At 66.6% G+C, this 15663-nt stretch carries 14 protein-coding genes; 2 read left to right on the top strand and 12 right to left on the bottom strand.

Going from position 1 to position 15663, the window contains the following annotated elements:
• Window positions 1-6: 6 nt before the first annotated feature.
• Entirely contained in the window at window positions 7-1080 is a 1074-nt protein-coding gene (dapE, locus tag R4P95_RS27150; protein WP_109331881.1) for a succinyl-diaminopimelate desuccinylase, read from the bottom strand.
• Window positions 1081-1248: 168 nt separating this feature from the next.
• On the opposite strand from dapE, the gene dapD reads away from it, so the two are divergent.
• Window positions 1249-2202, top strand: coding sequence for a 2,3,4,5-tetrahydropyridine-2,6-dicarboxylate N-succinyltransferase (gene dapD / locus R4P95_RS27145; RefSeq protein ID WP_255968384.1), 954 nt, complete (start codon window positions 1249-1251; stop codon window positions 2200-2202).
• 31 nt (window positions 2203-2233) lie between these two features.
• Window positions 2234-3619, top strand: coding sequence for an amino acid permease (locus R4P95_RS27140; protein ID WP_317747066.1), 1386 nt, complete (start codon window positions 2234-2236; stop codon window positions 3617-3619).
• Here R4P95_RS27140 and R4P95_RS27135 read toward each other — a convergent pair.
• From R4P95_RS27135 to fdxA, 11 genes are all read right to left on the bottom strand, one after another.
• A complete protein-coding gene (locus R4P95_RS27135; RefSeq protein ID WP_317747019.1) occupies window positions 3591-5231 on the bottom strand; it encodes a substrate-binding and VWA domain-containing protein in 1641 nt (546 codons plus the stop codon). The genes R4P95_RS27140 and R4P95_RS27135 overlap by 29 nt on opposite strands.
• A gap of 113 nt (window positions 5232-5344) precedes the next feature.
• A complete protein-coding gene (locus R4P95_RS27130) occupies window positions 5345-6583 on the bottom strand; it encodes a helix-turn-helix domain-containing protein (RefSeq protein WP_317747020.1) in 1239 nt (412 codons plus the stop codon).
• Between the two features lie 181 nt (window positions 6584-6764).
• The gene (locus R4P95_RS27125; RefSeq protein WP_317747021.1) at window positions 6765-7805 is read right to left on the bottom strand and encodes an NADP-dependent oxidoreductase; all 1041 of its coding nucleotides are present in this window, start codon (window positions 7803-7805) and stop codon (window positions 6765-6767) included.
• A gap of 51 nt (window positions 7806-7856) precedes the next feature.
• On the bottom strand, window positions 7857-9257 hold the full coding sequence (locus R4P95_RS27120) for an acyl-CoA synthetase (protein WP_317747022.1): 1401 nt from the start codon (window positions 9255-9257) through the stop codon (window positions 7857-7859).
• Between the two features lie 12 nt (window positions 9258-9269).
• Entirely contained in the window at window positions 9270-9929 is a 660-nt protein-coding gene (locus R4P95_RS27115; RefSeq protein ID WP_317747024.1) for a rhomboid family intramembrane serine protease, read from the bottom strand.
• 52 nt (window positions 9930-9981) lie between these two features.
• Window positions 9982-10959 (bottom strand): proline dehydrogenase family protein, encoded by a 978-nt coding sequence (locus R4P95_RS27110; protein ID WP_317747025.1) that lies wholly within the window; start codon window positions 10957-10959, stop codon window positions 9982-9984.
• Complete coding sequence (gene pruA / locus R4P95_RS27105; RefSeq protein WP_213577040.1) at window positions 10956-12596, bottom strand: L-glutamate gamma-semialdehyde dehydrogenase; 1641 nt, start codon at window positions 12594-12596, stop codon at window positions 10956-10958. The genes R4P95_RS27110 and pruA overlap by 4 nt, the downstream gene beginning before the upstream one ends.
• A 146-nt stretch (window positions 12597-12742) precedes the next feature.
• Window positions 12743-13156, bottom strand: coding sequence for a PPOX class F420-dependent oxidoreductase (locus R4P95_RS27100; protein WP_213577039.1), 414 nt, complete (start codon window positions 13154-13156; stop codon window positions 12743-12745).
• A 41-nt stretch (window positions 13157-13197) separates the two neighbouring features.
• Window positions 13198-14148 carry a hypothetical protein gene (locus R4P95_RS27095; protein ID WP_317747026.1) on the bottom strand — a complete coding sequence of 317 codons (951 nt, stop codon included), beginning with the start codon at window positions 14146-14148 and terminating at the stop codon, window positions 13198-13200.
• 33 nt (window positions 14149-14181) lie between these two features.
• The gene (gene dapC, locus R4P95_RS27090; protein WP_317747027.1) at window positions 14182-15282 is read right to left on the bottom strand and encodes a succinyldiaminopimelate transaminase; all 1101 of its coding nucleotides are present in this window, start codon (window positions 15280-15282) and stop codon (window positions 14182-14184) included.
• 2 nt (window positions 15283-15284) lie between these two features.
• Entirely contained in the window at window positions 15285-15608 is a 324-nt protein-coding gene (fdxA, locus tag R4P95_RS27085; RefSeq protein ID WP_213577037.1) for a ferredoxin, read from the bottom strand.
• Window positions 15609-15663: the final 55 nt, after the last annotated feature.

Raw genomic sequence — 15663 nt, 5'->3', positions numbered from 1 at the left:
GAGCAGTCAGGACGCCGTCAAGTACGCCCGCAGGACGGTCGTGACGTCGGTAATCTGCTGCACGGGCACGTGCTCGTCCCGCTTGTGCGCAAGATTCGGGTCGCCCGGACCGTAGTTGACGGCCGGGATACCGAGGGCCGAGAACCGGGATACGTCCGTCCACCCGTACTTCGCCCGGAACCGGCCGCCCGCGGCCTCGATGAGGGCGGCCGCCGCAGGATCGCTCAGCCCGGGTAGGGCGCCCGGCGAGAGGTCGGTGACCTCGAAACCGAGTTCGAGCCCGTCGAAAACCTCTCGGACGTGCTCGACGGCCTGCTCGGCACTGCGGTCGGGCGCGAAGCGGAAGTTCACATCCACCTCTGCGGCATCGGGGACCACGTTCCCGGCTACTCCGCCCGCGACCCGCACCGCGGACAGGCCTTCGCGGTACACGCAGCCGTCGATGTCGACCGATCGCGCGGTGTAGTCGGCGAGGCGCTGCAGGACGGGTGCGAATCGGTGGATGGCATTGTCACCGAGCCATGACCGCGCCGAGTGCGCCCTCGTCCCGCGGGTCGTGAGGGTGACACGCAACGTTCCCTGGCACCCGGCCTCGATCTGTCCGGCCGTCGGCTCTCCCAGGATCGCCACGTCCGCCTGCAGCCATTCGGGCATCTCACGTTCGATCCGTCCGAGCCCGTTGTGGACGGCGGCAATCTCCTCGCAGTCGTAGAACACCAGCGTGAGGTCGTGCACCGGGTTCTCGATGGTGGCCGCCAGATGCAGGAACACCGCGTCACCCGACTTCATGTCGACGGTGCCGCACCCGTGCAGCAGGTCACCCTCCCGCCGCGACGGCACGTTGTCCGCGATCGGCACCGTGTCCAGGTGTCCGGCGAGCATCACCCGACTCGGAAGCCCCCGGTTGGTCCGGGCCAGCACGGCGTTTCCGTTGCGGACGATCTCGAATCCGTTCGTCTGGGTGCGCAGCGCGGACTCGACGGCCTCGGCGATCACCGACTCGTCGTGCGAGACACTCGGGATATCCACCAGCGCGGCGGTGAGGTCGATGGGATCGGCATGCAGGTCCAGTGTGCTCACCCGTCCACCCTAAGCCGCGGCCGCACACGGCGTGCCGTGCCGCCAGCCGGAACGCGTTGTCGTGCACGCTGCCGTAGCCGGCGCAGACCTGCAGGGTTTCCCGGGGACCGACCCGTTGCCACGACCGCGGAGGGGCACCCCCCTGACCACCCAGTAACCTCTAGTGCCGTGAGCACACAGGGAGCATCAGCAGTAGGCATCGCCAACGTGACGGTCGGCGGCACGGTTCTCGACACCTGGTTCCCGGCGCCCGAGCTGGGCACCTTCGAGGAAGCGGGCACCGTCCGGGTCGAGGGTGGCGACATCCCGTCCGATCTGGCACTCCTCGCCGGACCCGACGAGGCGCGTGAGGTGGACCAGATCGTGGTCCGCACCACGATCACCGACCTCTCGGCGCCGCCCGTGGACGCCCACGACGCCTACCTCCGCCTGCATCTTCTCTCGCATCGTCTGGTCGCACCCCACGGTGTGAACCTCGACGGCCTGTTCGGGTTGCTGTCCAACGTGGTGTGGACCAACTTCGGTCCGTGTGCCGTCGAAGGATTCGAGAAGGTGCGTTCCCGTCTGCGGATCCGCGGCGTCGTCACCGTCTTCGGTGTCGACAAGTTCCCGCGCATGGTCGACTACGTGGTGCCCTCCGGTGTCCGCATCGCCGACGCCGATCGGGTGCGCCTCGGCGCGCACCTCGCCAGCGGCACCACCGTCATGCACGAGGGATTCGTCAACTTCAACGCGGGCACTCTCGGTAACTCGATGGTCGAAGGCCGCATCTCCGCCGGTGTCGTCGTCGACGACGGATCCGATGTGGGCGGCGGCGCTTCCATCATGGGCACCCTGTCCGGTGGCGGCAAGGAAACCATCTCGGTCGGCAAGCGGTGTCTGCTCGGTGCCAACGCCGGCCTCGGTATCTCGCTGGGCGACGACTGCGTGCTCGAAGCCGGTCTCTACGTCACCGCAGGCACCAAGGTCACCGGCCCCGACGGCACCGTCGTCAAGGCAAAGGAACTGAACGGCAAGTCGAACCTGCTGTTCCGCCGCAACTCGGTGTCGGGTGCCGTCGAGGTCGTGCCGTGGAAGGGCACCGGTGTCGAACTGAACGCCGCACTGCACGCAAACGACTGACTCTGTGAGCGGCACGCGACCACCCGACACCATGACCGACTCGGACACCCTGGGCCGCGGCCTGAAGGTCCGCCATCTCACGATGATGGGTCTCGGCTCGGCCATCGGTGCCGGACTGTTTCTCGGTACCGGTGTCGGAATCGCCACGGCCGGTCCCGCCGTGCTCGTCTCCTACCTTCTCGCCGGCCTGATCGTGGTCTTCGTGATGCGCATGCTCGGCGAGATGGGGGCAGCGATCCCGACCAGCGGGTCCTTCTCGCACTACGCCCGGATCGGCATCGGCGAGTGGGCCGGGTTCGTGATGGGCTGGCTCTACTGGTTCATGCTGATCATGGTTCTCGGAGCCGAGATCACCGGCGCCTCGGGCATCGTCAGCGGCTGGCTGCCCGGGGTCCCGCAGTGGGTGGTCGCCCTGGTGTTCGTGATCTTCTTCGCGGCCGTCAACCTTGCCAAGGTCAGCAACTTCGGTGAGTTCGAATTCTGGTTCGCCGCTATCAAAGTCACCGTCATCATCGCCTTCCTCGCAATCGGTGTGTTGCTCGTGTTGGGGCTGCTCCCCGATACCGAGCCGGTCGGTACCACCAACCTCCTCGGACACGGCGGCTTCATGCCCGAAGGGTTCGCCGGTGTCGCCGCCGGTCTCCTGGTAGTGGCCTTCGCCTTCGGCGGTATCGAGATCGTGACCATCGCCGCCGCCGAGTCCGAGAACCCCGAACGGTCGATCGCCGTCGCGGTACGCAGCGTCGTCTGGCGTATCAGCGTCTTCTACATCGGCTCGATCTCGATCATGGTGCTCGTGCTCCCGTGGGACTCGTCGGACCTGAAGAGCGGACCCTTCGTGGCCGTGTTGAATCAGGCGCACCTTCCCTACGTGGCCGGATTCATGGAACTGGTCGTGGTGATCGCGTTACTCTCGGCGTTCAACGCCAATATCTACGGCACCTCCCGGATGGCGTACTCGTTGTCCCGCCGCGGCGACGGTCCGGCGTTCATGGCCCGGATCTCCCACTCGGGGGTGCCGCTCAACGCGGTGTTGCTGTCCGTGTTCTTCGGTTTCGTCAGCGTGCTCCTCAATTGGTGGCTGCCCGACGACCTGCTCGGGTTGCTTCTCAATGCCGTCGGTTCGGCGCTCCTGGTGATCTGGATCTTCATCGTCGTCTCCCACCTGAGACTGCGTCCGCGACTCGAACGTGAGGGCAAGCTGACGGTGCGGATGTGGCTGTTCCCCTGGCTGAGCTACGCCACGCTTGCGCTTCTCGGCGGGTTCGTCGTGCTCATGCTCTTCGACTCCGACGCCCGCACCCAGCTGTTCTCGACGTGCGTGCTGTTCCTCGGCATCACCGCGCTCGCCTTCCTGAACGCGCGATACCGCAGGAAGGCCGTTCCCGCTACCGACCCCGGGCAGCGAGCGCGTTGACGAACACGTTGGAAATATCCGCCGGATCCTTCGCGACGTAACTCGACCCACCCGTCACCCGCGAGATCTCGGCGAGAGTAGCCGCGTCGGCGTCGTCGGTGATACCGATCGTCACGATGATGACGGGACGCGCCGGGTCCTGCTCCCGCTCGAGGATGCTCAGCAGCTGCTCCTTGGTGATGGAGTCCGGGTCTTCGTTGGCACCATCCGTCAGGATGATCACGCTGTTGACGGCGCGTGGGTCGTACGAGTCCTGCACGGTCCGAAATGCGGCCAGCGCCGTGTCGTACAGCCCCGTGGCGCCGCCGACGAGACCGTCCACCTTCTCCGCTTGCTCGGCCATGATCTGCCGTTGTGTGCGGCCGTCGACCACCGTGTCGTAGCGCCGGATCGGCACCATCTCCCGGTAGTCCTGCGGTCCCCCACCGAGCCCCTGCGAGAAGGCCCACAATCCCGCCGACACGCTGTCCGGGAACATGGCGTTCCCAGCGAGCGCGGCGTCCACCGTGAGGTCCATCCGAGACCGGTTTCCTGCCGGCGTCTCCATCGACCCCGACACATCGATGGCGACGAGGGTGCGGATGGGCAGCGCCATCAGCGCCCATGCACCGAGTGCGTCCTGCAACACCGTCTCGTCCACCGGGCCCAGCTCGGGGACCTCACCGACCCCGCGCCCGTCAGGCAATGGGCTGCCATCCGGGCCACGAAAACCACTGTTCTGCAGCACGGTTCGAGCGGAGTCACTCCCGAGAACTTCCGCGACGGCGCGCGCGACCTGGGTGGCCTTGTAGTGGCGGTCCGGTGCAGGCGACGTGACGACCAGCGGATAATTCACGAAGGTGCTGCCCGTCGGAGGCACCGTCGCAGCGAGCGCCTGACCGGTATCGGCGTTGTAGTCCACTACTGCCTGTTCGGTGGCGACGGCGACGCCGCCGTTGTCGGCTACCCCGCGCAGCATTTCTTCGCCGATGGGTTCGTCTGCGGTGCGCGCACTCTCCTCCTGCGCGAGGGGCACCAGGGCGGCCCGCACGGTGCCCGCGGACACCGGGTCCGATCGGCCTTCCGCGAGGGCTGCGTCGATCGGCCCCTGTGCGACGCCGGTGACGAGCGGATTACCGAGCTGCAGGTCCTTCAACTGCAGCGCAGCAAGCCAGGTCTCGGCCGCCGGCGCCTCACCTTCGCGGGACACCAGGACGATGGGCGAAGACGCGACCGACCCCGTCATCACTTCCACCGGACCGGCGGCGGTGAGTGCCGCTTTCCCTACCCACGCCCCGGTGTCGGGGATCCACAGGTCGGGGGCGTCGGCGCCCTTGCCCAACCGTCCGGCTACGTCACCCGAGGTGGCAGCGCTGACGGCGATGGTGGCGCAACCGGTGTCGGTGTCCTTCGCCGCGCTCAGAATGTCGGTGACCGCCGGCGCGATACTCGGGTCCGCCGCAAGGGTGTAATCGACAAGGTGGTCGCAGCCACCGGTCCAGGAACGCACCGCTTGCACGATGACGACGACGGACACCACCAGACCGATGACCACGGCGGCACAGACGAGGTAGAAACCGAGGGAACGGCCGCCGCGCTCGTCGTGCGTACTCGAATGACGACCTCCGGCCATCGCCTGCCTCCCTGACTTTTCGGTCACGATCTGCCGAAGCGTCTACGCTTTGCTGCACTGCAGGTTCGATACCGACACTCGTGGTCAGGTGATCGTATCGGCCGACCCGAGGGTCAGCCTTCGCGTTGGGCCACCTCGAGTTTCCGGGCCACCAATGCGGCCTGTATCTGACGCAAGCCGGAAGGTCGCGTCGGGTCACACCCCGTCAACTGCGCTATTCGCTTCAACCGATAGTCGACCGTATTGGTGTGCAGGTGCATCTTCTTGGCGGTGCGCTGACGGTTCAGGTCGTGGCTGATGTGCACTTCCAAGGTTTCGACCAGCTCCGGTGAGTTCTGCAACGGATCGAGAAGGCGTGCGAGATGGGTGCGGCCCGGACCGGGACGGGTGAGCTGATACTCGAGTGCCAGATCATTCATTTCGTACAGGCCTGGAGCCAGCGACAGCTGATGTGCGAGGTCGAGAAGTTCGTGTACCTGCTCGGCCGCCGTCGGGATGTCCGCCGTACGGACCCGGCTCACCGTCGCGGTCAGGGGTACTTCCGCGGCCGCGCCGACGCGGTCGAGCAGCGACACGATCCACGCCCGTTCCGGCGAGCCGGGAAGCAGAATGGTGCCGCCATCGGGACTCAACGAGCACAGGGCTGCCCCGCCGGAGGCCTCGGCAAGTTCGATCTGCAGTCGCCGCAACTTCTGCCGCGCCACCACCGCCTTCCGCCGGTGCGCGATTGCCTCTGCCGGATGCGGCGGTACGGCAAGGCCCATGACGACGTAGTTCTCCGCAGGCTCCACCCCGGCGTGCCGGGCGGCCGACGCCGCCTTCCGGCCGCTGAGGAGGGCGGTGACGAGGTTGACGGCGGCGCCGTCGCGCTCACTGTTGACCGCCTCGAGTTCGTTGACGTAGCTGGTTGTGGCCGCGACCGTCACGCACTCGAGAAGCGCGAACATCACCTTCTGGATGACCAGAAGGCCCGGCAGGTCCTCTTCGCGGGCGTTGGCCGCCGCAAGGTCGCCGGCCTTGGTTATTCCCTCGTGGAGGATGCGCAGAACCAGCGTCAAGGGGAAGCCCTCGCGGGCCCACCGAGCCGAGGCGTCCCGCACTTCCGCGAGATCTTCGTCGGTGGGCGAAGTTCCCCCATCGAGCATCTGGATGCCGAGGCGCAGGCACACGACCGTGAAATCGGTGACGTCGCTCTGGAGTTGCTCACCGGGCAGAGAACCGCACGGCGTCACGTTGTCCGCGAAATGCCGTACAAGTTTTCGGGCGACTGCGTGCGTGTCGCGTAAGGGGGCAGACGCCGGCCTACCGTCGACGAGAATCTGCAAACCCGCCCCAGCACTGTGACCTGTCATAGATCTCATCACTCCAATATGTGGATGACACCGAACTCGCGCACCATCGACATCACGTGCACATAACGAGGGTTCGCTTCTATAACTGTTTTATCACGACAACGCTCTGTGCAGGGGGAATACGGCGATGTACAGACCACAAGTCGGTCGGAAGCAGACCCGGCACCGGCCGGGCAGAGCCTCAGTCCTCCTCGGCGACCCGGACCACCAGCTTGCCGAAGTTCCTTCCTTCGAGAAGGCCGATGAATGCTGACGGAGCGTTCTCGATGCCCTCGACGAAGTCTTCCCGGTAGGCGAAGCGTCCCTCCGCGATCCACGCCGCAACGTCCCGCTGGAAATCGGCGAACATCTCAGGCACGAACTCGCTCTGAATGAAACCGCGGATGGTGAGACTCTTCACCAGGACACGAGTGAAGAAGCCGGGCAACCGATCCGGCCCCTCGGGAGCCGCCGTGTCGTTGTACTGGGCGATCAAACCGCACACGGGAACGCGAGCATAGAGGTTGAGGAGCGGGAGCACCGCGGCGGCGACAGCGCCGCCGACGTTCTCGAAGTAGACGTCGATACCGTCCGGCACCGCGGCGCGGAGTTGTTCGGCGAAATCAGGAGCCCGATGGTCGACCACGGCATCGAAACCCAGCTTCTCCAACACATAGGCACATTTCTCGGGACCGCCTGCGATGCCGACTGCCCTGGCGCCCTTCACTTTCGCGATCTGGCCGACCGCGGAACCGACCGGTCCGCTCGCCGCCGCGACGACGACGGTCTCGCCTGCCTTCGGTTGCCCGATCTTCAGTAATCCGGAGTAGGCAGTGAATCCGGGCATTCCGAGAACGCCGACCGCGGTCGACAGCGGCGCCGCGGCGGGGTCGAGCTTGCGCAGGTGACGACCGTCGACCACCGCGTGCGACTGCCACCCCGCGTAGGCGAGGACATAGTCACCGGCAGAAAATTGAGGATGGCGCGATTCGACCACCTGGCCGACAGTGCCACCCACCATCACCTCGTCGATCTCGACCGGATCGGCATACGATTCGGCGGTACTCATTCGCCCCCGCATGTACGGGTCGAGCGAGAGGTAGATGACGCGGATCAGCACCTGCCCCTCGGAAAGTTCGGGCAAACTCACTACCTCGAGACGGAAGTTGTCCGTCGTGGGCGCGCCGTCCGGCCGGGACGCCAGGACGATCCGGGTGCTCTGAACAATGCTGTCGACACTCACTTGCGCCTGCCCATCCGTAGTGGTCCGGTTCCGAACGCCACACTACCGACGTCAGAAGAGTTGGTTCTTCTGCACCTTTCCCATGGCGTTGCGGGGCAGGGAGTCGACCACCCTGATTTCGCGGGGTCGCTTGTGCACCGACAGTTCAGCGGCGACGTGGTCGATCAACTCGGTCTCCGAGACGTTCTCCCCCACCACGAAGGCGACCAGTCGCTGGCCGAGGTCGGGGTCGGGAACGCCGACCACCGCCGCTTCCCGCACACTCGGGTGACCGAGCAGAGATGTCTCCACCTCGCCCGCCCCGACCCGGAAACCGCCCGACTTGATGAGGTCCGTGGATTCGCGTCCGACGATGCGATGAAACCCCCCTGGATCGATGACGGCGACGTCGCCGGTCTTGAACCAACCGTCCTCGGTCCACGATTGGGCGGTCGCCTCCGGACGGCCCAGATATCCGTCGAACAGCATCGGACCTCGCACCTGCAGTCCGCCTATCGATACACCGTCGCGGGGGACGTCACCGCCCCGCTCGTCCCGCAGTCGAGTTTCGACGCCGCGAAGGGGGACGCCGACCCAGCCGGGGCGACGCTCCCCGTCCGCGCGCGTACTGAGGGTCAGCATCGTCTCGCTCATCCCGTAGCGCTCGATCAGTGCGAGGCCGGTCAGCTCGCGGATCTTGTCGAATACGGGCACCGGAAGAGGCGCACTGCCCGACACCAGCAACCGCGCATTCGACAGCGCACGAGCCGACTCGGGGTCGTCGGCGATGCGGCTCCACACCGTCGGAACGCCGAAGTACATCGTTCCGCGGGCGGCGGCGTACGCCTTCGGGACCGGTTTGACGGTGTGCACGAGCGGGCCGCCGAACCGTAGCGGTCCGAGCACCCCGAGAATCAGCCCGTGGATGTGGAAGAGCGGGAGTCCGTGCACCACGGTGTCGGCGCCGGTCCACTCCCACGCCTCGGCGAGCGCGTCGAGTCCGGCGGCAATCGCTTTCCGGCTGAGGAGTACGCCCTTCGGCGGTCCCGTCGTCCCGGAGGTGTAGAGGATGAATGCGGTGGCCGTGTCGGGCGGCTCGGGGTAGCTGTGCCAGGAGCGGGCGTGAAGCCGGACGGGGATGACGGGCAGCCCCGCGGCGTTCTGCGGAGCCTCGCCGAGCCACGCCTGGGCCCCGGAGTCACGCAGGATGTGTTCGAGTTCCGCGCGACCCGAATCAGGTGGAACGGGCACGGCGGTGACGCCGGCGATGAGACAACCCACCACCGCGAGCACAGTCGTCACACTGGGGGTGGCGAGGATCGCGACCCGGTCTGCGCGCGAGACCCGTTCCGCCACGGAGGTCGCTGCGCCGAGCACATCACTGCGCGACAGTGTGGAATCGCCGATCCGGACGGCGTCAGGAATGTCGTCGCCGCGGGCGACGGCCACAGGATTCAGGGATCGCAGAAGCACAGGGACAGCTTCTCACAGGGGGCGGGCGGCGCCGGCCGGGTCTCCCACGGGCGGACTGACGGTCGCCAGCGCGGCGCCCAGCAATGCCCCGGTGAGCACCGCGAGTCCGTGAGCGTCGCCTACCGCGACGAGCAGAACACCCGCCAGCACCACCCCGGCACTGAGCGCGAGGGATCGCCACTCCTTCGACTGCATGACCACCAGCCCGGCGATGGAGGCCGCGAGTGTGAGGGTGGCTCCCGAGTTGCCGGCGCCGGAGGAAGGAAAGAGAAAAGCGGTGAACAACCCGAAGATGACTTGACCGGCCACGAACAGCAGGACCGTCCGCGCACTCCCCCACACCTTCACCGCCAGTGGCGCCACCCACGCGAGAACCGCCAAATTCAGCAGCGTGCCGGCGATCCCACCGTCCTGAACCGCGACGGAGGTGACGATGCGCCACCACTGGTCGTCCCTGATCCGGTCGGGCTCCCGATCGAACGCATCGAGAATCGCCGGAAACACGAACTGCAGCAGCGACGGAACTGCGACCACCGACCACAGCACGACGGCGGTCCGGGGCGGGTGAGCCGGCAGTCGGTAGCCGACGAGAACCTGCCCGAGCAGCGCAGACAGCACGAGGACCACCGCGAAGAGGACCGCACCGGTCCATCCTTCGACTGAAGTGGTCACCGCGAAACTCTACAACGGCGCAGGGCCGGCCCCGGGTCCGTGGCACACCGTGTCAGTGCCTGCTGACCACCGACCGGAGGAAGAATCGCAAGTTCGAGGGACGCTCCGCGAGGCGGCGCATGAAGTAGGCATACCACTGAGTTCCGTACGGTACATACACCCGAACCTGCTTGCCCTCACTCGCGAGCCTGCGTTGTTCGAGGTCTCGGATGCCGAACAACATCTGGTGCTCGTATTCTGCGGATGTGCGCCCTGATTTCGTCACAAGTGGCCCGACCGCAGCGATGACTGCCGGATCGTGCGACGCCACCATCGGGTAACCCGATCCGGCGATCAGAACCTCGAGGCACCGCAGATATGCCGCGTCGACCGCAGCACGGTCTTTGAACGCCACCGACTCCGGCTCTTGATAGGCACCCTTGCAGAGACGAACCCGGGAGCGGGCACCCGCCAGTTCGCGGCAGTCCTGTTCGGTGCGCCGCAGATACGACTGCAGCACGGCGCCCAGCCAGGGGTAGTCCCGCCGGAGTTCGCGCACGATCGAGAGAGTCGAATCGGTGGTGGTGTGATCCTCGGCGTCCACGGTGACCCAGACGCCGGCGGCCTCCGCGGCCGCGCAGATCGTGCGGGCGTTCTCGGTGGCCACTTCGGTTCCACGGTCCGGGAGCGCCAGCCCGAGCGCCGACAACTTCATCGACACCTCGAGCCGGCGCGCGCCCGACCCGCCGGGCGCCGCCTCGGGTAACGCTCCGAGGGCGGCGACGAGTTGCAGATACTCGTCGACGGTTGCCTGCGCTCCCTCCTCGTCACGGGTGTCCTCGCCGAGGAAATCGATGGAGACGGAACGGCCCGAGTCGAGGAGGTCGCGGACCGTGCGCAGAACCGAGTCACGATCGTCGCCGGCGATGAATCGATCGACGAGCTTGCGGGTGACCGGTGTGCCCGTGACCGCCCGTTTCACCCGGGACGAACGCGAGGCCGCGAGGATCGCCGGCCGAAGCGGATTCGCGAGGGACGCGGGCGCTTTCATTCCGACCCCATGTGTGGGTAGCGATAGTCGGTGGCGGGCGAGAACGTCTCCTTGATCGTGCGCGCCGACACCCACCGCAGAAGGTTCAGCTTGGAGCCGGCCTTGTCGTTGGTACCCGAGGCGCGGGCGCCGCCGAAGGGTTGCTGTCCGACCACGGCTCCGGTCGGTTTGTCGTTGACGTAGAAGTTCCCCGCGGTGAACCGCAACGCGGAGGTGGCAGCTTCCACCGCACGGCGGTCGTCGGCGATCACGGCCCCTGTCAGCGCGTACGGGGCCGCCGAATCGACCGCGCCGAGGATGTCGGCGAAGGCACCGGGCGCCGAATCGTCGTAGACGTGCACGGTGAGGATCGGGCCGAAGTACTCGGTGGTCATCGCCTCGTCCACCGGATCGGCGGCAAGCAGCACGGTCGGACGGACGAAGTACCCGACGCTGTCGTCGTACTTGCCGCCCACGGCGATCTCGACGCCGGTGGTGGCGCGTGCACGCTCGATGGCCGCGACGTTCTTCTCGTACGCGCGGCGGTCGATGAGAGCGCCGCCGAAGTTCTCGAGGTCGGTGACGTCACCGTAGGTGAGCGCGTCGACTTCCGCGGTGAAGGTGTCGCGCATCCTGTGCCACAAGGACTTCGGTACGTAGGCGCGGGATGCCGCCGAGCACTTCTGACCCTGGTATTCGAACGCTCCCCGGATCAACGCGGTGCGCAGTACGTCCTCGTCCGCCGAGGCGTGCGCGACCACGAAATCCTTGCCACCAGTCTCGCCGACCAGCCGCGGATAACCGGCATAGTTGCCGATGTTCTCCCCGATCTGCCGCCACAGGTGCTGAAACGTCCGGGTCGACCCGGTGAAGTGGATCCCGGCGAGACGGGGATCGCTCAACGCCACCTCGGACACGGCCTGCCCACTGCCGGTCACCAGATTGATGACGCCCGGTGGCATTCCGGCGGCCTCGAGCAGCTTGATGGTCCAGTACGCCGCAACGGTCTGCGTCGACGACGGCTTCCACACCACCGTGTTACCCATCAGTGCCGGCGCGGTAGGCAGATTCCCGGCGATGGCACTGAAGTTGAACGGGGTGATCGCATAGACGAAACCCTCGAGCGGCCGGTATTCGAGCCGGTTCCACACGCCCGGTGACGAGATCGGCTGATCGGCGAGGATCTGCCGGGCGAAATGAACGTTGAAACGCCAGAAGTCGATCAATTCACACGGTGCGTCGATTTCCGCTTGTTGCACCGACTTGGACTGACCCAGCATCGTGGCCGCCGCCAACGTCTCTCGCCACGGTCCCGACAGCAGGTCGGCGGCACGCAGGAGGACTGCTGCTCGGTCGTCGAAAGACAGTGCCCGCCATTCCGGCGCTGCTGCTGTGGCGGCGTCGATGGCCGCTGATGCGTCGTCGTGGGTCGCGTTGCGCAGCGTGCCGAGCACCGCGGAGTGCCTGTGTGGTTGCACGACGTCGACACGGTCGCCGGCGCCGTGCCGGTGCGTTCCGCCGATCACGTGCGGGATGTCGATGGGATTTGTCGCGATGTCGCCGAGTGCGGTCTTGATTCGTGCGCGTTCGGGACTGCCCGGCGCGTACGAGTGGACCGGCTCATTGGTGGGCACCGGAACCTGGGTGATGGCGTCCATGCTGCCTGCCTCCTGCCCTCAGATCGTGAGGAACTGTGACCGCGAACGAACTGTGACGGGGACTTCTCGGACGGGACACCCGACCGAGTTGGACCCTGTGCCCAGGTTAGCGCCGGAGAGGGGGAGCCATCCGGTTTTGGCCGCGACTACACGTCGCGGGCGTTCGAGACCATCTGATGCACGTCCTGGTCGCCGGCGCCGAGACCGAAACTGATGATGCGACGCGGATGAATACGAATCGTCGGGCCACCGAGGCCCTGCGTCTGCGCAGCGTCCGCGTCGATCGCCTCCCCCCGGCCGCGGATCTCGACGCACCGCACCCGCCACGGATCGACAGAAGGAACATCATCTACCACGAAGGCCACCCGCCCGTTGTCGGCGACGTTGCGGAACTTCCGGCTCGCCGCCATGCGGTAGCCCTGAATGTCGATCGTCGACGTCGTGGGGTTGTAGTGGAAGCCGACAGGGCTGACCTGCAAAGTCCCGTCGGGCTGGACCGTCGCGAGGCGTCCGAGGCGCTGGGTGGACAGGTACGCGAGTTCGTCGTCTGTGAAAGGCATGATCTCACGCTAAAACCTGAACCACGCTGGAGGTCAAGTGTTCACCGAAGATCCCGGACCGCCTGCTTCGCTTCGTCCATCCGCTGTTCGGCCCGGTCGAGTTCCCGTTCCGTCCGACGCACGCTCTCCGCCGACGCCTTCTCGGCGTTCCGGGTGAACTGTCGTTCCTGCTCAGCGTGTTCGAGTTCCGCGCGCAACTCCTCGATGCGCCGGTCGATCTCCGCCAGCGTCGAGCGCGCCTGTTCGAGTTCCGACCGTGCACTGCTCAGCGCGCCCCGGATTTCCTCCGCCTGCGACGTGGCCTCGGCGAGCTCCGTCTTTGCAGCCGCCCGCTCGGCGTCGCGCTTGCGCGCCTCCGACTTCGTGTCCTTCCGGGATGCCGACTTCGGCTTGGACTCGGTAGCCGATTTCGGCTTGGACTCGGTCGTCGACTTCGCGGACGAACCCCCGTCCGACGCGGTCGGGCTCGCCGAATTCTCGCTCTTCTTCGCAAGCTTCTCCGAAACGACACTCAGTCCGGCCGGGCCGAAACCGCTGTAACTCGCAGCAGTCACCATCCGGCCGAGCCGAACCTGATCCGCCGTGCCGGGATCGGCGAGCGCCGCTGTGAGCGTCTGCCCCACCTCGCGTAAAGCGTCTTCACCGACCTGCCGCCCGCGCTCGGCCGCAATGTCCCCCGCCCGGCGAGCCAGGGCGCTCACTGCCTGCTGCCGTTGGGCGGACAGTTTCCGAAGGTCCGGCCCCGACAGATGGCGTTGGGCGTCCCGAAGCGCCTCACCCAACTGCAAAAGCGCGCCCACCTCCTCCGGCAACTCGCGCGAGAGTAGGTTGACCAGCCACCCCACCGTTGTCGGTTTCCGCAGCTTCCCGATGGCGCTGGCCATCGCACGATCCCCGGTCTCGCGGGCCGCTTCCACCCTGGCAGTGCGGGCCGAGACGAACTCACCAGGGTCGAGGCCATACAACTCGTCGGCGACATCGTCCAGGTTCACGGACACAATCCTGTCACCGCAAACCACCGCACCTCAGCGCAACCGCTCGGCCGCCGCCTCGATCCGCTCGTCGCTGGCAGTCAAGGCAATCCGCACATGCGTGCCGCCGCGGGGACCGTAGAACTCCCCCGGGGCGACGAGAATGCCGCGGTCGGCGAACCACTCGACGGTGTCGCGGCACGACTCACCGCGGGTGGCCCAGATGTAGAGCCCGGCCTCGGAATCGTCGACGGTGAATCCGGCACCCCGTACTGCGGCGAGGAGGATGTCGCGGCGACGACGATAGCGCTCGCGCTGCTCGTTCTCGTGCTCGTCGTCGGACAGCGCGGCTGTCATCGCCGACTGGATGGGCAGTGGCACCATCATCCCAGCGTGCTTGCGCACCTCGAGGAGTTCGGCAACCAGCACGGGATCACCGGTGACGAATCCGGCGCGGTAGCTCGCGAGATTCGACGTTTTCGACAGGGAGTGCACGGCGAGCAAGCCGGTGAGATCGCCGTCGTTCACCCGCTCGTCGAGGATCGACAGCGCCTCACCCTCCCAGGTAAGTCCCAGGTAGCACTCGTCGGAGACGACGAGGGCGCCGCGCCGCCGCGCCCAGTCGACCACCTTGCGCAGATGTTCGAGGCCCAGCACCTTACCGGTGGGGTTGGACGGCGAATTGACGAAGATGAGGGACGCAGCCTCCGGCCCCAACCGGTTGAGCCCGTCGGCGCGGATCACGCGGGCACCCGCGAGAAGCGCCCCCACCTCGTACGTGGGATACGCGAGTTCCGGAATGACCACCAGGTCGTCGGACCCGAGCCCGAGGAGGCTGGGCAGCCACGCGATCAGTTCCTTGGTACCGATGGCGGGGAGCACCGAAACCGGATGGATCCCGGCGATCCCGTACCGGCGTTTCAGCGACTCGACGGCAGCGACACGCAACTCCTCCGTACCGTGCGTCGTCGGATATCCGGGGACGGCCGCGACCGCGGCCAGCGCCTCCTGGATGATCGGCGCAACGGGATCGACGGGCGTGCCCACCGACAGGTTGACGATGCCGCCCGGGTGCGCGAGTGCTTTCGCCTTGGCCGACTCGAGTGAGTCCCAGGGAAAGTCGGGCAGTGCCTTGGCTACCGAGATACGCGGCACATCTAGTCCTCGCCCATGGGCGGCAACGCCTTGATGAACGGCGGGTCGAAATCGACCTTGCCCAACTTTGCTGCGCCACCGGGGGATCCGAGGTCGTCGAAGAAATCGACGTTGGCGGCGATATAGCCGTTCCACTGTTCCGGGACGTCGTCTTCGTAGAAGATTGCTTCTACCGGGCAGACAGGTTCACAGGCACCGCAGTCCACACACTCGTCGGGATGGATGTAGAGCATCCGCCCGCCCTCGTAGATGCAGTCGACAGGGCACTCCTCGATACATGCCTTGTCCAACACATCTACGCACGGTTCAGCAATCGTGTAGGGCACTGCCGCTCTCCCTGCCTTTCTGACGCCACCAACGAGCTGCGGAAGACCCGCAGAA

This window comes from Rhodococcus sp. IEGM 27 (assembly GCF_033142305.1).
Classification (GTDB): domain Bacteria; phylum Actinomycetota; class Actinomycetes; order Mycobacteriales; family Mycobacteriaceae; genus Rhodococcus_F; species Rhodococcus_F oxybenzonivorans.
This window is presented reverse-complemented; position numbering and strand designations above follow the sequence as displayed.